This window comes from Streptomyces sp. NPDC007025 (assembly GCF_042869455.1).
Classification (GTDB): domain Bacteria; phylum Actinomycetota; class Actinomycetes; order Streptomycetales; family Streptomycetaceae; genus Streptomyces.
On record NZ_JBIAFT010000004.1, the window covers coordinates 329976 to 350880 of the forward strand.

22 protein-coding genes and 1 tRNA gene are annotated in these 20905 nt (G+C 72.6%); 8 read left to right on the forward strand and 15 right to left on the reverse strand.

Annotated elements, in window-relative coordinates; genetic code table 11:
- Positions 1-54 precede the first annotated feature (54 nt).
- Both ACFYMO_RS10225 and ACFYMO_RS10230 read left to right on the forward strand, forming a co-directional pair.
- On the forward strand, positions 55-1563 hold the full coding sequence (locus tag ACFYMO_RS10225; protein WP_366769726.1) for an MFS transporter: 1509 nt from the start codon (positions 55-57) through the stop codon (positions 1561-1563).
- 122 nt (positions 1564-1685) lie between these two features.
- A tRNA-Leu gene (locus tag ACFYMO_RS10230) sits at positions 1686-1767 on the forward strand.
- A gap of 12 nt (positions 1768-1779) precedes the next feature.
- Here the strand turns inward: ACFYMO_RS10230 and rdgB are convergent.
- The 4 genes from rdgB to ACFYMO_RS10250 all read right to left on the reverse strand — a co-directional run bounded on the left by rdgB (position 1780) and on the right by ACFYMO_RS10250 (position 4135).
- The gene (rdgB, locus tag ACFYMO_RS10235) at positions 1780-2394 is read right to left on the reverse strand and encodes an RdgB/HAM1 family non-canonical purine NTP pyrophosphatase (protein WP_366769725.1); all 615 of its coding nucleotides are present in this window, start codon (positions 2392-2394) and stop codon (positions 1780-1782) included.
- 33 nt (positions 2395-2427) lie between these two features.
- Positions 2428-2817, reverse strand: a complete 390-nt coding sequence (locus ACFYMO_RS10240) for a hypothetical protein (RefSeq protein ID WP_366769724.1) — start codon at positions 2815-2817, stop codon at positions 2428-2430.
- 130 nt (positions 2818-2947) lie between these two features.
- Complete coding sequence (gene rph / locus ACFYMO_RS10245) at positions 2948-3673, reverse strand: ribonuclease PH (protein WP_019357029.1); 726 nt, start codon at positions 3671-3673, stop codon at positions 2948-2950.
- 171 nt (positions 3674-3844) lie between these two features.
- Positions 3845-4135 carry a PTS glucose/sucrose transporter subunit IIB gene (locus ACFYMO_RS10250; protein WP_272944204.1) on the reverse strand — a complete coding sequence of 97 codons (291 nt, stop codon included), beginning with the start codon at positions 4133-4135 and terminating at the stop codon, positions 3845-3847.
- A 194-nt stretch (positions 4136-4329) separates the two neighbouring features.
- Here ACFYMO_RS10250 and ACFYMO_RS10255 point away from each other — a divergent pair, with 194 nt between their 5' ends.
- Both ACFYMO_RS10255 and ACFYMO_RS10260 read left to right on the forward strand, forming a co-directional pair.
- Positions 4330-5631: a PTS transporter subunit EIIC gene (locus tag ACFYMO_RS10255; protein ID WP_019357027.1), complete on the forward strand. Its 1302-nt coding sequence runs from the start codon at positions 4330-4332 to the stop codon at positions 5629-5631.
- A gap of 207 nt (positions 5632-5838) precedes the next feature.
- The gene (locus ACFYMO_RS10260) at positions 5839-7080 is read left to right on the forward strand and encodes a PTS transporter subunit EIIC (RefSeq protein ID WP_366769723.1); all 1242 of its coding nucleotides are present in this window, start codon (positions 5839-5841) and stop codon (positions 7078-7080) included.
- A 53-nt stretch (positions 7081-7133) separates the two neighbouring features.
- Here ACFYMO_RS10260 and ACFYMO_RS10265 read toward each other — a convergent pair whose 3' ends face one another.
- Complete coding sequence (locus tag ACFYMO_RS10265) at positions 7134-7895, reverse strand: MBL fold metallo-hydrolase (protein ID WP_366769722.1); 762 nt, start codon at positions 7893-7895, stop codon at positions 7134-7136.
- Between the two features lie 229 nt (positions 7896-8124).
- On the opposite strand from ACFYMO_RS10265, the gene ACFYMO_RS10270 reads away from it, so the two are divergent.
- Complete coding sequence (locus tag ACFYMO_RS10270) at positions 8125-8544, forward strand: type II toxin-antitoxin system PemK/MazF family toxin (RefSeq protein WP_366769721.1); 420 nt, start codon at positions 8125-8127, stop codon at positions 8542-8544.
- Between the two features lie 40 nt (positions 8545-8584).
- Here ACFYMO_RS10270 and ACFYMO_RS10275 read toward each other — a convergent pair whose 3' ends face one another.
- The 7 genes from ACFYMO_RS10275 to clpS all read right to left on the reverse strand — a co-directional run bounded on the left by ACFYMO_RS10275 (position 8585) and on the right by clpS (position 13765).
- The gene (locus tag ACFYMO_RS10275) at positions 8585-9535 is read right to left on the reverse strand and encodes a cysteine synthase (protein ID WP_366769720.1); all 951 of its coding nucleotides are present in this window, start codon (positions 9533-9535) and stop codon (positions 8585-8587) included.
- Positions 9535-9846: a MoaD/ThiS family protein gene (locus tag ACFYMO_RS10280; RefSeq protein WP_366769719.1), complete on the reverse strand. Its 312-nt coding sequence runs from the start codon at positions 9844-9846 to the stop codon at positions 9535-9537. The genes ACFYMO_RS10275 and ACFYMO_RS10280 overlap by 1 nt, the downstream gene beginning before the upstream one ends.
- 134 nt (positions 9847-9980) lie before the next feature.
- Positions 9981-10091, reverse strand: a complete 111-nt coding sequence (locus tag ACFYMO_RS10285; RefSeq protein WP_019357021.1) for a putative leader peptide — start codon at positions 10089-10091, stop codon at positions 9981-9983.
- A 101-nt stretch (positions 10092-10192) separates the two neighbouring features.
- Positions 10193-10618 (reverse strand): M67 family metallopeptidase, encoded by a 426-nt coding sequence (locus ACFYMO_RS10290; protein ID WP_366769718.1) that lies wholly within the window; start codon positions 10616-10618, stop codon positions 10193-10195.
- A 141-nt stretch (positions 10619-10759) separates the two neighbouring features.
- On the reverse strand, positions 10760-12256 hold the full coding sequence (locus ACFYMO_RS10295; protein ID WP_388545522.1) for an amino acid permease: 1497 nt from the start codon (positions 12254-12256) through the stop codon (positions 10760-10762).
- 481 nt (positions 12257-12737) lie between these two features.
- A complete protein-coding gene (locus tag ACFYMO_RS10300) occupies positions 12738-13454 on the reverse strand; it encodes a DUF2017 domain-containing protein (RefSeq protein ID WP_366769716.1) in 717 nt (238 codons plus the stop codon).
- Positions 13454-13765: an ATP-dependent Clp protease adapter ClpS gene (clpS, locus tag ACFYMO_RS10305; RefSeq protein ID WP_019357017.1), complete on the reverse strand. Its 312-nt coding sequence runs from the start codon at positions 13763-13765 to the stop codon at positions 13454-13456. Before clpS ends, ACFYMO_RS10300 begins: the two co-directional genes overlap by 1 nt.
- Before the next feature lie 122 nt (positions 13766-13887).
- On the opposite strand from clpS, the gene ACFYMO_RS10310 reads away from it, so the two are divergent.
- Together ACFYMO_RS10310 and ACFYMO_RS10315 are read left to right on the forward strand one after the other, a co-directional pair.
- Entirely contained in the window at positions 13888-15264 is a 1377-nt protein-coding gene (locus tag ACFYMO_RS10310; RefSeq protein WP_388545688.1) for a nicotinate phosphoribosyltransferase, read from the forward strand.
- A gap of 173 nt (positions 15265-15437) precedes the next feature.
- On the forward strand, positions 15438-16031 hold the full coding sequence (locus tag ACFYMO_RS10315; RefSeq protein ID WP_366769715.1) for an isochorismatase family protein: 594 nt from the start codon (positions 15438-15440) through the stop codon (positions 16029-16031).
- A 120-nt stretch (positions 16032-16151) separates the two neighbouring features.
- Here the strand turns inward: ACFYMO_RS10315 and ACFYMO_RS10320 are convergent, their stop codons facing one another.
- Positions 16152-16418: a hypothetical protein gene (locus ACFYMO_RS10320; RefSeq protein WP_366769889.1), complete on the reverse strand. Its 267-nt coding sequence runs from the start codon at positions 16416-16418 to the stop codon at positions 16152-16154.
- Between the two features lie 935 nt (positions 16419-17353).
- Here ACFYMO_RS10320 and ACFYMO_RS10325 point away from each other — a divergent pair.
- Positions 17354-17674: a hypothetical protein gene (locus ACFYMO_RS10325; protein WP_366769714.1), complete on the forward strand. Its 321-nt coding sequence runs from the start codon at positions 17354-17356 to the stop codon at positions 17672-17674.
- 104 nt (positions 17675-17778) lie between these two features.
- On the opposite strand, the gene ACFYMO_RS10330 is transcribed toward ACFYMO_RS10325, so the two are convergent.
- Together ACFYMO_RS10330 and ACFYMO_RS10335 are read right to left on the reverse strand one after the other, a co-directional pair.
- Complete coding sequence (locus ACFYMO_RS10330) at positions 17779-18519, reverse strand: RDD family protein (protein WP_366769713.1); 741 nt, start codon at positions 18517-18519, stop codon at positions 17779-17781.
- A 201-nt stretch (positions 18520-18720) separates the two neighbouring features.
- Positions 18721-20472, reverse strand: a complete 1752-nt coding sequence (locus ACFYMO_RS10335) for an RDD family protein (RefSeq protein ID WP_388545527.1) — start codon at positions 20470-20472, stop codon at positions 18721-18723.
- Positions 20473-20905 lie beyond the last annotated feature (433 nt).

Here is a 20905-nt window from a genome sequence, read left to right on the forward strand (position 1 = left end):
CCGCCTCCGGAAGCGGTCCGTATAGGGAGGTGGAACGGGTGGTACCCATGGGGGATGAAGCACGAGGACCAGCCCCCGGACCCGGCCGCGCTCAAGCGGCACCGGTACCTCTTCCGCGCCGTGCGCCGCAGACGGGATCCGAAAGTCCGCCTCAGCGACATCACCGTGACGGACGAGCCGACGGTCAAGCGTGCCACCAAGGCCGCCGCTGTCGGTAATGCCATGGAGTGGTTCGACTTCGGGATCTACGCCTATCTCGCGGTCACCATCGGCAAGGTCTTCTTCCCCGGCGGCGGCAGCACCCAACTGCTCGCCTCCTTCACCGCCTTCGCGGCCTCCTTCCTGGTACGGCCGCTGGGCGGACTGTTCTTCGGCCCCCTCGGCGACCGCATCGGGCGCAAGAAGGTGCTCGCCCTGACGATGGTGCTGATGGCGGCGGGCACCTTCTGCATCGGGCTGATCCCCTCCTACTCCTCCATCGGCCTCGCCTCGCCGGTACTGCTGCTGCTGTGCCGGCTGGTGCAGGGCTTCTCCACCGGCGGCGAGTACGGCGGCGCCGCCACCTTCATCGCGGAGTACGCGCCGGACAGACGGCGCGGCTACTTCGGCAGCTTCCTGGAGCTGGGCACCCTCACCGGCTACACCGGCGCCGCCGCACTGGTGCTGGTGCTGAACACCGCGCTGGGCGACGACGCGATGCTGCGCTGGGGCTGGCGCATCCCGTTCCTGGTGGGCGGGCCGATCGGGGTCGTGGGGCTGTATCTGCGGATGAAGCTGGACGAGACCCCGGCCTTCCGGAAGCGCGCCGAGCAGTTCGCGCCCGCGCCCGAGGCGGGCGCGGCGGAAGCGAGCGAGCCGAAGCTCTCGGAGAACGTGCCGCAGAAGGAACTGCGGTCCATCTTCTCCGAGCAGTGGCGCACCCTGCTGCTGTGCATCTGTCTGGTGGCCGCCTACAACGTCACGGACTACATGCTGCTCTCGTACATGCCGGCCTATCTGACCGACTCCCTCGGGTACGAGAACTCCATGGAGCTGGTCGCGGCCATCATCACGATGGTGGCGATGGCGGCGGTCATCCAGCGGATCGGGCACCTCAACGACCGCTTCGGCCGCAAGCCCGTCCTGATGGCGGGCATGGTCGGCTTCTTCGTGCTGACCGTCCCGGTCTTCGCCCTCTTCCAGCAGGGCAGCTTCGCCGCGGTGCTGGTCGGGCTGCTGGTGCTCGGCGCCTGCCTGGTGTGCCTGCTGGGCACGATGTCGGCCACGCTGCCCGCGCTCTTCCCCACCGATGTGCGCTACGGCTCGCTCTCCATCGGCTACAACGTGGCGACCTCGCTGTTCGGCGGCACCGCGCCCGGTGTGATGACCTACCTGGTGGACAGCACCGGGGACAACCTCGCCCCGGCCTACTACGCCTCCGGCGCGGCGCTGCTCGGCATCATCGCGGTGGCCATGATGAAGGAGACGGCCCGGAGACCGCTGGCCGGCTCGCCGCCCTCGGTCAGCACCCCGGAGGAGGCCCGCGCACTGGCCCGATCCGAGAACCACGAGCCCACGTTCTGACCCGTCACACCCGTCCCCGGCGCGCGGGAAGGCATCCGCCCTCCGCCCCGCTCCGGGCCCGCGCCGGTGCGCCCGCCCCCGCCCCGGTGCGCGGGCACACCGGCGCAGTACGATACGTGCGCGCGCGAGTGCCGGAATTGGTAGACGGGACGGCTTTAGGTGCCGGTGTCTTCGGACGTGGGGGTTCGAGTCCCCCCTCGCGCACCCTGAGGGGCTTCAGTCCGAGCCGAGCAGTTCCCGCACGGCGGGGGCCAGCGCGCGGAACGCCTCGCCGCGGTGGCTGATCGCGTTCTTCTCCGCCGGGTCGAGTTCCGCGCAGGTCCGGGACTCGCCCTCGGGCTGCAGGATCGGGTCGTAGCCGAACCCGCCGGCGCCCGCGGGGGCGTGCCGGAGGGTGCCGCGCAGCCGTCCGCTGACGACGCGTTCGGTGCCGTCGGGCAGCGCGAGGGCCGCCGCGCACTCGAAGTGGGCGGCGCGGTGTGCGGTGTCGATGTCGGCGAGCTGGGCCAGCAGCAGGTCCAGATTGGCGGCGTCGTCCCCGTGCCGGCCGGCCCAGCGTGCGGAGAAGATGCCGGGTGCTCCGCCGAGTACGTCCACACAGAGCCCGGAGTCGTCCGCGACGGCGGGCAGCCCGGTGGCCCGGGCGAGGGCGTGCGCCTTGAGGAGCGCGTTCTCCGCGAACGTCACCCCCGTCTCCTTGACGTCCGGCACCTCGGGGTAGGCGTCCGCGCCCACCAGGTCCGGTTCGAGGCCCGCGTCGGCGAGGATCGCCTTCAGTTCGACGACTTTGTGGGCGTTGCGGGTGGCGAGGATCAGGCGCTGGGTGCTCATGGCCACCCAGTATCGTCCCGCCCGGGGCGCGGTTCAGCCGGGGGTGCAGACCTGTGTCAGCTGATCGGCCGCGTCGGTCACCGGCCCGGTCCGCGGGGTGCGCCCGGCCTCCACGTCGGAGCGGACGCTGTCGGCCGCCTTCTGCAGCCGGGAGACGGACTCGGCGATGTCGCCGTCGTCGGTCTCCTCGGATATCGCGGCAAGGTTCTTGTCGATCCGGTCCAGGGCCTGCTTCGCCTGGGCCGGGTCCTCGCCGGCGTCGGAGACGGCCTGCCGGAGGTCGTCCACGGAGCGGGCGACGGTCACCGCCGTACCGGCGCAGTCCAGTGTCCGGTCGACGGCCGAGCAGCTCGCCATCGCCGGTACGGTCAGCACGACGGCCGTGACGGCAGCCGCTGTCAGAACAGTCCTCCTGCGTGACACCTCAGCGTCCCCTCCCCGAGACTGGTCGGGCCGCACGGTTCGACACGTGCGGCCCGCACCCCGTCAGACGCGTAAAGCGGGAGCAAAGTTCCCCGGGCCGCTCGGAATTCCGGGCGGCGACCGCTGCGGTTCAGTGCCCCAGCGCCGTGCGCTGCGCACCGTCGAGTTGGGCGCAGCCGGCGACCGCGAGGTCGAGCAGCCCGTTGAGCTCCTCACGCGCGAAGGGCTCGCCCTCGGCGGTGCCCTGCACCTCCACGAAGCGGCCGTCGCCGGTGCAGACGACGTTCATGTCGGTCTCGGCGCGCACGTCCTCCTCGTAGCGCAGGTCGAGCATCGGCACGCCGTCGACGATGCCGACGCTCACGGCGGCGACGGTGCCGGTCAGCGGCTTTGCCTTGGCCTTGACGAGCTTGCGCTCCTGCGCCCAGGCCACCGCGTCGGCCAGTGCGACGTAGGCGCCGGTGATGGCCGCGGTGCGGGTGCCGCCGTCCGCCTGGAGGACGTCGCAGTCGAGCACGATGGTGTTCTCGCCCAGCGCCTTGTAGTCCACGACGGCTCGCAGCGAGCGGCCGACGAGGCGGGAGATCTCGTGGGTACGGCCGCCGATCCGGCCGCGCACGGACTCGCGGTCGCCACGCGTGTTGGTGGCGCGCGGCAGCATGGCGTACTCGGCGGTGACCCAGCCCTCGCCGCTTCCCTTGCGCCAGCGGGGCACGCCCTCGGTGAGGCTGGCGGTGCACAGCACCCGGGTGTCGCCGAAGGAGACCAGGACGGAGCCTTCGGCGTGCTTGCTCCAACCGCGCTCGATCGTGACGGGGCGCAGCTCCTCGGCCGTACGGCCGTCGATACGTGACATGGGGGCGAGCGTATCCCCGGCCGGGGGCGCGGGCCGAACGCGGGCCCGGGCCACCGGGCGGCGGACGGACCCGGCCGGGGGTCGGACCCGGCCGGGGGTCGGACCCGGCCGGGGGTCGGACCCGGCCGGGGGTCGGACCCGGCCGGGGGTCGGACCCGGCCGGGGGTCGGCTCACATCATGTCTTCGATCTCCGCAGCGATGGGGTCCGCGTCGGTGCCGATGACGACCTGGATCGCTGTCCCCATCTTGACCACGCCGTGGGCGCCCGCGCTCTTGAGGGCGGCCTCGTCGACGAGGGAGGGGTCGCCGACCTCGGTGCGGAGGCGGGTGATGCAGCCCTCGACCTCTTCGATGTTCTCGAGCCCGCCGAGTCCGGCGACGATCTTCTCAGCCTTGCTGGCCATGTCCTTCTCCTGTGTTCCCGCCCGGTGGACGCTGTGGCGTTGCTGGCATCGGTGGATCTTTTGTCACGTTAGCCCACGATCAGCCCAGCTTTGCGCGCGCCGGTGCGCTGTCTGGCGAATGATGACGCTTACTGGTGCCGCGAGGGCGTCGGCCGCCGCACGGCGGACGCCCCCGCATCCAGTAGTGGTCTACACCAGTATGCGTCAGTCGCCCGGTCGGCGGACGGGCGGCCGACCAGTCAGGAGGGGCCGTGAGCGCCAACGCCGCAGCCGGGCCGGGGAGGAAGTGGACCTCCGGATTCTTCCAGGGCCTGCAGAAGATGGGCCGCAGCCTCCAGCTCCCCATCGCCGTCCTCCCGGCCGCCGGCATCCTCAACCGGCTCGGCCAGCCGGACATCTTCGGCGACGACGGACTGGGCTGGACGGATGTGGCCAAGGTCTTCCTCGGCGCGGGGAGCGCGCTGCTGGACTCGGCGCTCGGACTGCCGCTGCTGTTCTGCGTGGGCGTGGCCATCGGCATGGCCAAGAAGGCGGACGGCTCGACCGCGCTCGCCGCCGTCGCCGGCTTCCTCGTCTACTACAACATCCTCCAGCAGTTCCCCGACTGCCCCTCGGGCACCAGCTACGACGCCGAGCTGGGCACCTGCCTGGCCAAGGACAGCACCGCCGCCGGTGCCGCCTCCTTCCAGAACCCGGGGGTGTTCGGCGGCATCATCGTCGGGCTGCTGACCGCGTGGTTCTGGCAGCGCTTCCACCGGGTGAAGCTCGTGGACTGGCTGGGCTTCTTCAACGGCCGCCGGCTGGTGCCGATCATCATGGCCTTCGTCGCGCTGGTCTTCGCGGTGCTGTGCCAGTGGGTGTGGCCACCCGTCGGTGACGGGCTCACCAGCTTCTCGAAGTGGATGTCGGACCTGGGCGCCTGGGGGGCGGGGATCTTCGGCATCGCCAACCGGGCGCTGATCCCGATCGGGATGCACCAGTTCCTGAACACCTTCATGTGGTTCCAGTTCGGCAGCTACAAGAAGCCGGACGGCGAGATCGTGCACGGCGACATCAACCGCTTCCTGGCCGGCGACCCGGACGCCGGGCAGTTTCTCACCGGGTTCTTCCCGATCATGATGTTCGCGCTGCCCGCCGCCGCGCTGGCCATCACGCACGCCGCCCGGCCGGAGCGCCGCAAGGTCGTCGGCGGCCTGATGCTCTCGACGGCGCTGACCTCGTTCGTCACCGGGGTGACCGAGCCGATCGAGTTCTCCTTCCTCTTCGTGGCCCCGGTGCTCTACGTCATCCACGTCCTGCTGACGGGTGTCTCGATGGCTCTCACCTGGGGGCTCGGCGTGCACGACGGCTTCAGTTTCTCCGCGGGACTGATCGACTACGTCATCAACTGGAGCCTGGCCACCAAACCCTGGCTGATCATCCCGATCGGACTGTGCTTCGCGGTGGTCTACTACGTGATCTTCCGGGTCGTGATCTCCGTGTTCGACCTCAAGACTCCCGGGCGGGAGCCGGAGGAGATCGCGGAGGAGATCGAGAACGACATCACCCGGTAGCGGCGCCCCGCGCGGAGCCGGCACCTGCCCGCCGTCGGCTCCCGCGGCCGCGGGCAGCAGCCGGACGTTGCCCAGATCACCCGGAAGAGACCGTTCCGCCGTGCGCGGGGGCCGTGCTACTAATGGTCTACACCACTACGTGGACTAGACCACCAGCGGGCTGCCTCCTCCCTGTGCAGCGCCCGCTCCACCTGGAGGAACACCCCCATGAGTACGGACACCGCTGCTCCCGCGAAGAAGCGGGGCTCCGGACTGTTCCAAGGACTGCAGAAGGTCGGACGCAGCCTGCAGCTGCCCATCGCCGTCCTCCCCGCCGCAGGCATCCTCAACCGGCTCGGCCAGCCCGACGTCTTCGGCGACGAGGGGCTGAAGTGGCACGACGTCGCCGCCGCGTTCGCCGGCGCGGGCGGCGCCATCTTCGACAACCTGCCGCTGCTGTTCTGCATCGGCGTCGCCATCGGCTTCGCCAAGAAGTCCGACGGCTCCACGGCGCTCGCCGCGCTCGTCGGCTTCCTCGTCTACAAGAACGTCCTGGAGGCCTTCCCCGTCCACGAGGCCGTGGTCAAGGCGGGCGAGGACACCCCGGCCGTCTACAACGACCCGGGAGTGCTCGGCGGCGTCCTGATGGGGCTGATAGCCGCGGTCGTCTGGCAGCGCTACCACCGCACCAAACTGGTGGACTGGCTGGGCTTCTTCAACGGCCGCCGGCTGGTGCCGATCATCATGGCCTTCGTCGGCCTCGTCGTCGGCGTGGCCTTCACCCTGATATGGGGGCCGATCGGGGACGCCATCACCGCGTTCGGCGAGTGGATGACCGGGCTCGGCGCCACCGGCGCGGGCATCTTCGGTCTGATCAACCGGGCGTTGATCCCGGTGGGCATGCACCAGTTCCTCAACACGGTCGCCTGGTTCCAGCTCGGTGACTTCACGAACGCCTCCGGGGACGTCGTGCACGGCGACATCGCCCGGTTCTTCGCGGGCGACCCGAGCGCGGGCCAGTTCATGTCCGGCTTCTTCCCGATCATGATGTTCGGGCTGCCCGCCGCCGCGCTGGCGATCGCGCACTGCGCCAAGCCGCACCGCCGCAAGGCCGTGACCGGCATGATGGTCTCGCTCGCGCTGACCTCGTTCGTCACGGGCATCACCGAACCGATCGAGTTCACCTTCATGTTCATCGCACCGGTGCTGTACGTGGTGCACGCGGTGCTCACGGCCCTCTCGATGGCGGTGACCTGGATGCTCGGGGTCCACCACGGCTTCAGCTTCTCGGCGGGCTTCATCGACTACGCCATCAACTGGAGCCTGGCCACCAAACCCTGGCTGATCATCCCGATCGGACTGTGCTTCGCGGCGGTCTACTACGTGATCTTCCGCTTCCTGATCGTGAAGCTGGACATCAAGACCCCGGGCCGCGAACCCGACGAAGAGGTCGAGGACCTGACCAAGTGACACGCGCCGGCGTGCCCGCGCGGCCTCCGCCGCCGCGGCACGCCGGCCGGTTCTCAGACCTCGTACACCGCGCCGGCCCGGGCCATCTCCACCGGCCCGGCGAAGACCGCCTTCGCGTCCCGCAGGTTGATCTGCGGATCCGTCCACGGCGGTACATGGGTGAGCACCAGCCGCGCGGCCCCGGCCCGGGCCGCGACCTCCCCGGCCTCCCGTCCGTTCAGATGGAGACCCGGGATCTGCTCCTTGCCGTCCGTGAAAGACGCCTCGCACAGGAACAGATCGGCGTCCCGCGCCGCCAGTTCGAGCGCCGGACAGGGCCCGGTGTCACCCGAATACGTGAGGACCCGCCCGCTCTCCTCGTGCTCGACACGGAACGCGTACGCCTCCACCGGGTGCTCGACCCGTTCCGTGCGCACCCGGAAGGGGCCCGCCTCGAAGCTGCCGCCGGGCGTGAGCGTGCGGAAGGCGAAGACCTCGCTCATCGACGACTCGGACGGGGTGTCGGCGTAGGCAGTGGTGAGCCGCTGCTCGGTGCCGGGCGGACCGTAGACCGGGATGGGAGTGCAACGGCCGCCCTCGTGGCGGTAGTAGCGGGCCACGAAGTAGCCGCACATGTCGATGCAGTGATCCGCGTGCAGATGGCTGAGTGCGATCGCGTCGAGATCGTAGAGCCCGCAGTGGCGCTGCAGCTCACCGAGCGCGCCGTTGCCCATGTCCAGGAGCAGCCGGAAGCCGTCGGCCTCGACGAGATAGCTCGAACAGGGCGATTCCGTGGACGGGAACGACCCGGAACAGCCGACGACGGTGAGCTTCATGGAGCGGGAACCTCCGTTGACGGCTGCGGGAGAAGTCCCCATCTGGTTGACGAGGGGACTTCCGAGCGTAAGCCGCGCGGGTCGGGTCGGCTCCTCGATGCGGCGGTGGTGTGGGCGGAATCACCAGCGCGGGGTAGCGTCGTTCCCCGGGCGGTCCCCGCGCAAACGCCGCACGGTGTCGGGAGGGACACCCCGGACACCTCGCAGGCGTGGCGGAGGCGGAACGGACATGGACACCAGGTGGTGGCTGGCGCTCGGCGGCGTCGTGCTGCTCGCGTTCGTGGCGGCGCTCGTGGACGGCCGGGGCCGACTGGGCCCCCGCCGTCCCGCGGAACCGGGCGGGCGGGGCAGGAAGCCGCGGACCGGGCGGGCTGCGCCGCGCCCCCGGCCCGGGGAGATCTGGCGGACCAGCCTCCCGGACGGCAGTGAGCCGCTCTTCCTCGTCCTCGCGGTGCGCACGGACGGCGCCCGGCTGGCCCGGCTCACGCCGGAGCCCACCGCGCTTCCGGTGCTTCCGGAGGACGCGGCGGCCGGTCCCGCCTATCTGGAGCCGGAGATCCTGGCCGAGGCCGGGCTCGGCCGGCTCCGCACCCGCTGCGGCGAGGTCGACCCCGACACCTGGGAGCGGGTCCGGCACCTGGCCGACTGACCGGGTGCCGGAACCGGGAGCGGTCCCGGGGGCCGTGCCGCTACGCCCAGAGCTGGCCCTGGACGGCGGCGACCGCGTCCTCGTCGGACTCGGCGGTGTACAGACCGGTCGACAGATACTTCCAGCCGCCGTCCGCCACCAGGAAGACGATGTCGGCGCTCTCCCCCGCCTTCACGGCCCGGCGGCCCACCCCGATCGCGGCGTGCAGCGCGGCGCCGGTGGAGACTCCGGCGAAGATGCCCTCCTGCGCGAGGAGTTCCCTGGTGCGGGTCACCGCGTCCGCGGAGCCGACCGAGAAGCGCGTGGTGAGCACCGACTCGTCGTAGAGCTCGGGCACGAAGCCCTCGTCCAGGTTGCGCAGCCCGTACACCAGGTCGTCGTAGCGCGGCTCGGCTGCGACGATCTTCACGTCCGGACGGTGCTCGCGCAGATAGCGGCCCGCTCCCATCAGGGTGCCGGTGGTGCCGAGGCCCGCCACGAAGTGGGTGACGGACGGCAGGTCGGCGAGGATCTCGGGGCCGGTGGTGGCGTAGTGCGCACCCGCGTTGTCCGGGTTCCCGTACTGGTAGAGCATCACCCAGTCCGGGTGCTCGGCGGCCAGTTCCTTGGCCACCCGGACCGCCGTGTTGGAGCCGCCCGCCGCGGGCGAGGAGATGATCTCGGCGCCCCACATGGCCAGCAGCTGGCGGCGCTCCTCGCTGGTGTTCTCCGGCATGACGCAGACGATGCGGTAGCCCTTGAGCCGGGCCGCCATGGCCAGGGAGATGCCGGTGTTGCCGGAGGTCGGCTCCAGGATGGTGCAGCCGGGCCGCAACCGGCCGTCCTTCTCGGCCTGTTCGACCATGTGCAGCGCCGGACGGTCCTTGATGGAGCCCGTGGGGTTGCGGTCCTCCAGCTTCGCCCAGATCCGCACCTCGTCGGAGAGCGAGAGGCGGGCCAGCCGGACCAGAGGCGTGTTGCCGACCGCCTCGAGCGGGGAGTCGTAGCGCATCAGCGCATGCCCAGGCGCCGGCCGGACGGCCGCGCACCGGAGCCCCCGGCGACGGCCGGGAGGATCGTGACGCTGTCGCCGTCGCCGAGCCGGGTCGAGATGCCGTCGAGGAAGCGCACGTCCTCGTCGTTGAGGTAGACGTTCACGAACCGGCGCAGCTCGCCGCCGTCCACCAGGCGCGCCTGGATGCCGGTGTGGCGGCTCTCCAGGTCGGTGAAGAGCTCACCGATGGTGGCGCCCGTGCCCTCGACGACCTTCTGGTCGCCGGTGTAGGTGCGGAGGATGGTCGGAATGCGGACCTCGATGGCCATGAGAGAGCTCCCGTCGGAGAGGAAAGAGGGCTGGCTGTTCGGCGTGCGGATGGCTGCGCGCGCATGCCCCGTACCGCGGGCAGGGGGAATGACGGGGCCCGGGCGCGCACTGCGGCACCCGTGGGGGCGCCGCGTCAGGACAGCGGACAGATCGCGCTGGCGAGGCGGCACAGGTCGACGTGCAGGCGCGCCACGAGCACACTGCCCGGGGCCTTCTCGAATGCGCTCACGTCGGGGACAACCATGGGCTCATCGTAACGATTCCCGGACGGGAAATCGGATGCCGGTTTCATGATGCGGACGGAACCGTCTCAGAATGGTCGGGGACAGGTCGCTGAGCAGGTACTCAGTAGCTCTCGACGACCGCGACCTCTTCCTCGGTCACCTCGCCGTCCACGATGCGGAACGAGCGGAAGGAGAAGGGACCCTCCTCGTTGCCGCACTCGGCGGTGGAGACGAGCACGTAGTGCGCACCGGGCTCGTTGGCGTAGGAGATGTCCGTCCGCGAGGGGTACGCCTCGGTCGCGGTGTGCGAGTGGTAGATCACGACCGGTTCCTCGTCCCGGTCGTCCATCTCGCGGTAGAGCTTGAGCAGGTCCGAGGAGTCGAACTCGTAGAACGTCGGCGAGCGCGCGGCGTTCAGCATCGGGACGAAGCGCTCCGGGCGGCCCTTGCCGACCGGTCCGGCGAGCACGCCGCACGCCTCGTCCGGGTGGTCCGCGCGGGCGTGGGCGACGATCCGGTCGTGCAGCTCCTGGGTGATGGTCAGCATGGGGGCAAGGATAAGCACGCGCCCGGCACCGCCCGCCGGAGAGGGCCGTCCGGTCGGTACCGCCCGGACGGGCCGGAGGCAGGGGCGGACGCGGCAGCGGTGCCCGGGGCGGTCAGCGGCGGTGTCCGGCGCCGGGGCGGCTCAGGGCTGCTCCGGCTGCTCGGCCGGGGCCACGGGCGGAGCCGGCCGGGCGAAGACGTGCGGGGTGCGGGCCTTGACCACGAAGTACGAGACGGTCAGCAGCAGCGCCCAGATCGGTGCGGCGTAGAGCGAGACCCGGGCGTCCGGGTCGAAGCCCATCAGCGCGATCACCAGGAAGATGAAGGCCAGGGCCGCGAGGCCGGTCCAGGGCGCGCCGGGCATCCGGAAGTCCGAGCGGCGCAGCTCGCCCCGGTCGGCCCTGGCCCGGTAGCGGAGCTGCGAGCAGAGGATCATGATCCAGGCCCACATGCCGGAGATGGTGGCGAAGGAGACGACGTAGTCGAACGCCTTGGACGGCCACTCGTAGTTGATCCACACGCCGGCCGACATCAGCGCGGCCGAGGCGGTGGTCCCGACGAACGGCAGGCCGGTGCCGGAGAGCCGGGTGAACAGCCGCGGGCCCTGGCCGTTGAGCGCCAGGTCGCGCAGCATCCGGCCGGTGGAGTACATCCCCGAGTTGCAGGAGGAGAGCGCCGCGGTCAGCACCACGAAGTTGACGACGGCCGCGCCCGCGGGCAGCCCGATGCGCTGGAACGCGGCGACGAACGGGCTGGTGCCCGGCTCGAACGCGGTCCAGGAGACGACCGAGAGGATGACGACCAGCGACCCGATGTAGAACAGCGCGATCCGCCAGGGCACGGTGCGGATCGCCCGGGGCAGCACCTTGGCCGGGTCGGCTGCCTCGCCCGCGGTGACGCCGACCAGTTCGACGGCGAGGAACGAGAACATCACGATCTGCAGCGTCATCAGGGTGCTGCCGACGCCGTTGGGGAAGATCCCGTCGTGCTGGTAGAGGTTGCCGACCGACGCGGTGTCACCGGCCTGCGAGAAGCCCAGCGTGAGCACCCCGAGGCCGATCAGGATCATGCCGACGATCGCGGTCACCTTGATCATCGAGAACCAGAACTCCAGCTCCCCGAAGAGCTTCACGGAGATCAGATTGATGCCGTAGAGGGCGACGGTGAACACCAGTGCGGAGATCCACGGCTGGACGTTCCACCAGTAGTTCACATAGGTCGCGGCGGCCGTCACCTCCGTGATGCCGGTGACGACCCAGAAGAGCCAGTAGGTCCAGCCCGTGACGAACCCCCAGTAGGGCCCGAGCAGTTCGCGCGCGTACTCGGAGAACGAGCCGGAGACCGGGCGGTACATCAGCAGTTCGCCCAGCGCGCGCATGATCACGTAGATGACGGCGCCCGCGACGAGGTACGCCAGGATGATGCTGGGTCCGGCCTTGTGGATGGACTTGCCCGCGCCCAGGAAGAGCCCGGTCCCGATGGCGCCGCCGATGGCGATCATCTGGATCTGCCGGCCGCCCAGCCCCCGCCGGTAGCCCTCTGGCGAGCCGCCGCCGGAGGCCGCGCCGTCGGCGCCTTCCGCCGCGGTGCCGGACGCCGGGTCCGGTACCGGATCGTGGTCCTCGACCTCGGAGGTCATCTGGTGCGCCTTTCGCCGTACCGGTCCGGCCCGCTCCGGATCGCGCCCGATCCCCGGCCGGAGTCGTCCGGGCAGGCGGCCGGCCCGCGGTGCGCCGCCGTACGGCAGGGACGGCACCCGGGGCCGCAGCCGGACGCGGGGAGACGTACCACGCGGAGCGCTCGGCGACGCAGGGCGCACGGCACGGAGGCGGTGCGGCCGGCGGCGGCGCGGCGGAACACCCCGGCGGTCGCCCCAGCAGGCGCGCCGCGGCGGCGTGCGGCGCGAGGGTCGTCCGGCATCGCGCACGAATACCCGACCGGGTGAACGGCGCGGACTCCGGGGCGCATCCGTCACGACGATGCCGTGCCGCGCGGACGCTGCTCCCGCGCCACGTGGTGCCGGGCCGGGAACCGGCCGGGATTCCGCGTCGGGAACCGGCCGCGCGCACTCCGGCGGCCCCATGCGGGGCCGCCGGGGCGGCGGGTTCCGCGGGAGCGGTTCAGTCGGCGCCGGTGCCCGGCAGCAGCGCCTCCACCAGGGTCTCCTGCAGACCGCCCAGCCACAGGTAGGCCATCACCATGGGCTTGCGCTCGTCGGTGTCGGGCAGCCGGTAGAGCTCGTCGTCACTGTCGTCGCTCACCTCCAGCCGGGTACCGATGGCCAGCCGCAGGTCGTTGAGCGCGCCCAGCCACTGCTGGGACTGCTCCGGGGTCAGGGTGAGCACGGCGCCCCGCTCCCCCGGCGTCAGCCCGTCCAGCGCCCGCACCATCGCGAGCCCGGCCTCCCGCTTGTGGGCCCGCAGGTCGTTCTCGGTGTAGCGGCGGAACTCCGCGGAGGCGGCGCGGTCCTGCTTGGCCCGCGCGGCCTCGTCGCTGCCGGGCGCCAGGTCCTCGGCGGGCGCGGCGTCCGGCCCGGGGCCGTAGGCATCGGGGAAGAGCCGGGCCAGCACCGGGTCGGCGGGCGGCTCACTGGGCCCCTCGGAGAACGGCGGCCAGGAGACCGCCTCGATGCCCGCCAGCTCCTCCTCCATGCTCGCGCCGCCCGTCGGGCCGGAGGATTCGGCGCCCTGCGGGGGCTGCGGCCGGTCGGCGGGTTCGCTGCCCGGACCGATCAGCTCCAGGAGCTGCACCGCGAGGCTGCGCAGGATCGAGATCTCCACCTCGTCCAGCGCGATGGCGGCGCCGCCGTCCCCGGTCGGCTCGAAGTGTCCGGCCATCAGCGGTCCTGGGTGAGCGTGGCCCACAGGCCGTAGCCGTGCATGGCCTGCACGTCGCGCTCCATCTCCTCGCGGGTCCCGCTGGAGACGATGGCGCGCCCCTTGTGGTGCACGTCGAGCATCAGTTTCTTCGCCTTCTCCTTCGAATAGCCGAAGTACGCCTGGAACACGTACGTCACGTAGCTCATGAGGTTGACCGGGTCGTTGTGCACGACGGTCACCCAGGGCACATCCGGCTCGGGAACCTCTACGGGTTCCTCGGTGGTCTCCGGGCGCTCGATCTCCGTGGGGGCGACACTCACGGGTCCCATGCTGCCACTCGGCACCCGGGGGCGCCCAAACAGCTCCCCCGAGCCCCGTATATCGTCAGGATGACGAGATCCGGGGTACGCTCGCAGCGACCGGCCCGAACACACGAGGTGAGGCAGCAGTGCTGGATTCCCCAGGGGGGCAGCCCCCGCACGACTCCCGGCAGGAACACGCCCGGCGGCTGGAGACGGGGCTGCCGGTGGAGGTGCCGTCCACCGCGCTCTTCACCGACCAGTACGAGCTGACCATGCTGCAGGCCGCGCTGCGCGCCGGGACGGCCGAACGCCGCTCCGCCTTCGAGGTCTTCACCCGGCGGCTGCCCGAGGGCCGCCGCTACGGTGTCGTCGCGGGCACCGGGCGAGTACTGGACGCGGTGGAGAACTTCCGCTTCGACGGTCAGCTGCTCGACTTCCTGCGCGAGACCCGGGTGGTGGACGAGCCGACCCTCGAACGGCTGGCCGACTACCGCTTCGGCGGCGACATCCTGGGCTACCCGGAGGGCGAGGTCTACTTCCCCGGCTCCCCGATCCTGCGCGTGGAGGGCACGTTCGCCGAGTGCGTGCTGCTGGAGACGGTGATCCTCTCCATCCTCAACCACGACTCCGCCGTGGCCGCCGCGGCCTCCCGGATGGCGGTGGCCGCGGCCGACCGCCCGCTGATCGAGATGGGCGCTCGCCGCACCCACGAACTCGGCGCCGTGGCCGCCGCCCGGGCGGCCTACGTCGGAGGCTTCGACACCACCTCCGACCTGGCCGCCGGCTTCCGCTACCGGATCCCCACCGTCGGCACCAGCGCCCACGCCTTCACCCTGCTGCACGACACCGAGCGGGACGCCTTCACCGCACAGGTCGACTCCCTGGGCAGCGGTACGACGCTGCTGGTGGACACCTACGACGTGGCCGAGGCGGTGCGCACCGCGGTCGAGGTCGCCGGCCCGGAGCTGGGCGCCGTCCGGATCGACTCCGGGGACCTGCTGCTGGTGGCCCACCGGGTACGCCAGCAGCTCGACGAACTGGGCGCGGACCGGACCCGGATCGTGGTCACCAGCGACCTGGACGAGTACGCCATCGCCTCGCTGGCCGCAGCCCCCGTGGACGCCTACGGCGTGGGCACCCAGCTGGTCACCGGCAGCGGCCACCCGACCTGCTCGATGGTCTACAAACTGGTGGCCCGGGCCGACTCCGACACCCCCGGGGCACCGCTCCGCCCGGTGGCCAAGCGGTCGACCGGCGGCAAGACCTCCATCGGCGGCGCCAAGTGGGCCGCCCGGCCGGTGGACGCGGACGGGGTCGCCACGGCGGAGATCGTGGGCACCGGCGAGGTGCCGCCCGAGCTGGCCGAGCACCTGCTCCAGGTGAAGCTGGTCGACCGGGGCACCGTCGTCGGCCGCGAGCCCCTGGACGCCGCCCGCGACCGCCACCGCGCGGCCCGTGCCCGGCTGCCGATGTCCGCGACGCAGCTCTCCCGGGGCGAGGCGGTACTCCCCGTCGAGCACGTGTAACCCCCGGTACGGCGAGCCGCGGCGGCGGCGTCCGCACCCTGCCGCCGGGCCCCGCGAGTGTCTAGTCTCGGAGGTGACGGGCGGCGGCTCCTGCTCACGTCCGCCGAGGGCGCGGCCCGCCGCTCCCCGGTTCACCCCCTCCCAGCCGACCCACCAGCCGAAAGGTGTGCACCATGCACCGGGCACTGATCGTCGTGGACGTCCAGAACGACTTCTGCGAAGGCGGCAGCCTCGCCGTCGCGGGGGGCGCCGACGTCGCGGCCGCCATCACCGACCTGGTCGGGGACGCCTCCGCCGGTTACCGCCATGTCGTCGCGACCCGGGACGCGCACCTCGACCCCGGCGACCACTTCTCCGCCGACCCGGACTACCGGCACTCCTGGCCGCCGCACTGCGTGGCGGGCACCGAGGGCGTGGGCTTCCACCCGAACTTCACGCCGGCCGTCGCGTCCGGCGCCATCGAGGCGGTCTTCGACAAGGGCGCCCACACCGCCGCATACAGCGGCTTCGAGGGGGCCGACGAGAACGGCGTCCGGCTGGCGGACTGGCTGCGCCGACGGCAGGTGACCGAGGTCGACGTCGTCGGCATCGCCACCGACCACTGCGTACGCGAGACGGCGCTGGACGCCGCCCGCGAGGGCTTCCGCACCCAGGTGCTGCTCGACCTGACCGCGGGCGTCGCCGAGGAGACCGTCCAGCGGGCGCTGGACGAGCTGCGCGAGGAGGGCGTGGAGCTGACCGGCAAGCCCGTGGTCGCTCCCGCCTAGACGGAGCCCTCGCGCGGGCCGGACAGGGCCGCTCGCGGGCCCGGGCAGGCGTGCGGCCGCACGCCTGCCTCCGGCCCCGCGAGGGAGCCGGAGGCAGGGGCGCCGTCGAAGGACGCGGGGTCAGGCCGGGGTGACGCGCAGCAGGGCCGCGATGGGGCGCCAGGAGTTGCGGTCGTCGTCCGGGACGGCCCGCCAGACCAGCCCCTCGGGGTGGTGCAGCACCGCCGTGACCTCGTCCGCGGTGGGCGGTTCCGCGTTGCCGCGCAGATAGATCGCCCGCAGGCCGAGGTTCCGCAGCCTGGTCAGCGCGCGGGCGCGGTTGCCGGCGTGCACCAGCACCCGGACGCGCTGCTCCTCGCTGGGCCTGCGCACCGCGGCCTCACGCACCGTGTGCGGTTCGTCCGCGAACGCCGACCAGCGCCGCGAGGCCGGCAGCAGCCCGGGGCGTCCCGGGGCGGGAGCGACGGCGGAGCGACGGGCTCCGCCTCCGCTGCCGCTCCGCGTGCCCGGGGCGGCGGCACCGGCGGCGGCACTGTGCGGCTCGCGCGGCGCCGGAAGCGTCAGCGCGACGATCACGCTGCCGTCCGGAAGCCTGACGAATCCGCCTCCTGACATGATCACCATCTCCCCCGTGAGACTCGTTCGGGTCGGTCGATACGGGGCCGCCGTGAGGCATCCCCACCATGCATCTAAACGCGATCGAGCGCCGATCGCCAGGGGGTAACGGATGATCATGTTTTGACCTGCAACGATGCAAACAAATTCATACCTGGGTTGCACGACCGTCGATCACCTGTACCCGGCCACCCGTTTGTGGAACTTCAGACCCCCCTGACCGTCCGTAACTGTGCCATCTTGTTGAGTGTTTTGCCCCACTTTACGTGTTTTGTCGCGGCTGATTGAAAGGACTACTACTTTCGACGTCGCCATTGGCCCAACCGCTGGCAGTGCGGAGAACCAGCCGGAACGTCCGACTAAGCGGAATCCCCAACTCCCCATCAGATAGCGGGTGCGAACACCGGTACGGGAGCATGCACCGCGCACCGGACCGCCCTCCGCCACCCGCGCCCGCCACGGGCGGCGTGCGACCCCCGCAAGACCCGCCCGCCGTCCGCCAGTTGGAACAAGCGGAGCCTTGTGCGCCGGTGCGCCCCCCATGCAACTACGGCGTGGGTCAGCTCACGCTTGCCGCGCTTTCCGCAAGGGCATGCCGGACCGTAGAGTCGTTCGATGGCGCCCCGTTTGTACCGAGGCAACCCGTCGCGCAGATCGACCTGTTCACCCGTTCAGACCGTGCCCACACCCCCGAGGACGGATCCGCCATGCCGCGTCCGCACCCCGCCCAACTCGTCTACGGCTCTGCCACCGTCAGCTGCGCCACGCTCGCCATGCTGCTGCTCTCCGAGACGCGTTCGGGCGCCTGGATCGCCGTGATCGCTCTCGCGTCCCTCGCACTCGGCCTGCTGGTGGCAGTGGCCGTCCCCGCCGCCGGACCAACGCTGCGGCGGCGCCGGACCGTTGCCCGCGTCCCCGCCGCCGTCGGCTCCCGCACACCGGCGGCCCGGCCCGACCCCGCTCCCGCCGCGCGGACGGCCGCCGCCCCGGCTCCCGCCGCGACAGCGGGCCTGGGGGCCCGCAACTGACCCGTGCCCGCCGCCCCCTCCCGGGCTCCCCGGCCACCGCGCCGGGGGCTCCCGGAGCGCACCGGCCCGGCCGGACCGCGAAGCGCGCCGGGGCGGCGGAGCCGTCAGTCCGCCGCGACCACCACCGTGCGGGCCGCCTTGTCGTGCAGGCACTGCTGATAGGGCTTGTCCCAGGTGCAGAAGAGCACGTTCACCAGCCAGAACAGTGAACCCACGCAGGGCACCAGCGGAGGGATCTGGTAGACGGCCGCCCGCAGCCATCCCGGACTACCCGCCGGTACGGCACCGTTCTGCAGCATCGCGACCCGGACGCGCATCAGCTTCTTGCCGACCGTCTGCCCCGAGTTCGTCAGCATCAGCCCCTCGTAGAGGAAGTAGACGAGGGTGTAGCCGAGCTGAGGCCAGTAGTCGATTCCGGTGTCGGTCGAATAGCCGCCCTCGACCACGCCCGCGATGATGCCGATCGGGATGGCGACCAGCAGCGCGTCGATGATCCGGGCCACCAGGCGCTTGCCCCGCGACGCCAACGGCGCCATCCCCGCCAGCGGGTCCGCGGCGCCCGCCGGCCCCCCGTAGGGGTTGTCATAAGGGCTTCCGCCGCCGCTGCCCGGCCCCCCGGGGCCGCCCGGACCGCCGCCGTATCCGCCGCCGTAGCCGTCTCCGGGGCCGCCGCCGGGGGGCGGCGGCGGATTGCCGTACGGCGTACCCGGTCCGCCCGGCGGCGGAGCCCCGGCGCCGGGCGGTTCTTGCCCCGGCGGCTGTCCGCCCGCGGCGGGGCGCTGCGGCTCCTGCCCCGGCTCCTGCGGCTTCCGGAACGGATCGTTCTCCGGCTGGTCCGTACTCATGGCCCGAGTGCACCGCCCACGGGAGCCCACCGCATCCGGGGCGGGCTGTTCGGGGGACGGACAGGTCCGTTCGCCTCCGGTCCCCGAGGCGAACGACCTCGCGGTAGCCGCTACCTCAGCGGGTGCCCCGGCTCAGCGTGCGCCGCGGCGGGCGGGTTCCCCGCACCGGCACGCGCCGCACCGGGTCCGGCACCCCCGCGGTCACAGCCTCAGCTCGCCGCCGCCCGCGCGCCCCTTGGCGACGAACGTACCGACCGCCTTGTCGTGCCAGCACTGCCGCCAGGGCCGGTCGAAGAGGCACCACGCGGCGTTGACCACGCCGACCACCAGCAGCCCCAGCACCCCGTGCACCAGCCAGCGCAGCACGGCCTTGCCGAACGAGGGCGTTCCGTAGCCCTCGATGTTCACCACCGAGAGCCCGAACAGCTTCTTGCCCAGCGTGCGGCCCCACCGGGCGGTCGGCAGCACCTCGTAGACCAGCCCGAAGACCAGTACGACCCCCAGGACGAGCGCCAGATAGCCGCCCGTCGTGCCGTCGACGAGCCATACCCGCTGGGTGACGCCCGCCTGCTCCACGGCCTCCACCTTGGCGTCGATGTGGTCGATCGTCCGGTCCACGAAGGGGAACGCAGCCCCCGCGGCCACCCCGAGCGTCAGCACGAGGTCGACCAGGCGCGCACCGAGTCGCATGCCCAGCGACCCGGGCCGCGCCTCCTGCTGCGCGGCCCGCGCGAACGGGTCGTCGGCGGGCGGCCGCCACGGGGTGACGGCGTCCTGCCCCGCGGACTGCGGCCGGGCGGTCGCCCCCGCCGGCTGCGACCAGGAGGGCGCGGCCGACTCCGGGAGCCGACCGGGCTGCTGGGCGGCGGGCGGGCGCCCGGCCTGGTCCTGCCCCGGCCCGGGCACCGGGGCGAGCCCGGCGGGTGGTCCCTGCTGCGCGGGGAGCGCCACCGGGCCCGCGCCGAGTGCCGTCTGCTGCCCGGGCCGCTCCGCCACGGCCCCGGCGGCCTCCTGTGCGAGTGCCGGTCGGCCGGGCCCGGGGGCCTGGCCGGGGGCGGGAGTGCCCCCGGTACCGGACGGATTCGGCTCGCCCCGGTCCGGCGCGTATCCGCCCGGGGAGGGACGGCCGTTCTCCGGTGCCTGGCTCTGTGCCGGACCCTGTGCCTGGCTCTGTGCCGGGATCGCCGCCGGACGGCCCGGCGGTGCGGACGCCGCGGCGGGGGCGGACTGCTCGGGCAGGTTCACGGCCGTCGGCACCGGAGCGGCACCGGGCGCCCCGCCCTCCGCCGACGCGTCGGAAGCCGGCGGGCCGCCGCGAGCGGCGGCGTCCCCGGCCGTGGCCGGACGGGCGGGCGCCCCGGCCTGCGGGGGCCGGTCACCGGTACGGAGCACCTCGGAGCGGCGCAGGCCGACCGTCTTCTCCCGGCCGCCCGGCTGCGGAGTCTCAGGCGCCGGGCCCGGTTCGGCTTCGGTGGGCTCCGCCGCCCGCGCGTCGCCGCCCCAGTTGCCCCGGGGGTCGGCGGCGGGCGGTCCGAAGCCGCCCTGCGGCGGACCGGACTGCCCCGGGCCGGACTGCGGCCGGGCCGGGGCCGGGCCGGGGGATGCCCCGGACGCCGCGGGCTCCGGGCCCGGGGCCGGCCGCTGCGGACCGGGCCCGTCCCCGTCGCCGCCCTCGTCCAGGAAGACCGGGCCGGTCTCGTCCGCCGTCGAACGGCGGGGGCTCGGCGGGCCCGCGGGGCCCTCCTGGCCGCCGGTGGCGGGCGGGGCGGGAGCCGCCGCGGGCGAGGACGCCACGGGCGGCGGCGCGGGCATGGGTTCACCCTCACGTGGCTCGGGGCGGCTGGTCCCGGGCACCCAGGACGAGCCGTTCCAGTAGCGGATGTATCCGGGGATGGACGGATCCGGATAGTACCCAGCACGGGGCACCTCACCATGAGTACCGGAGGGTCCCACAGCCCCCAACTCCCCTCACGCACGAAGCATTCGACCGGGCCGCGGTGGTGCGGCCGCACGGCCCGCCGCTCGCGGCGCGGCGGGCTCCTCCTCACCGTCCGGGCAGGACGGTAAGGAGGACAGTAACGAAGAAGACCGCGCGGGGCGGAAGCAGTCGCCGGGTGGACCGCCTTCGAGGGACCCGCCGGCGCCCTGCCGACGCCCCGTCGCCCGCGCCCCGACCAGGTGGAATTGCACCCGGTCACTCGGCAGGAGCGCCCCCGGCTGCCACCTGGAGACCACCTGGAGGTCACCCGCGCGGGGTGCCCGGCGAAAAACTTCCGCGAACCCGTGTAAGAAACCGCGCCCTGCCGCCTCTTGTCCGGTGCGGGCCCCTTCCCGGCGGCCCGCACCGGGGATCCGGGGATCCGGGGAGCACACGAAAGGGCGCACA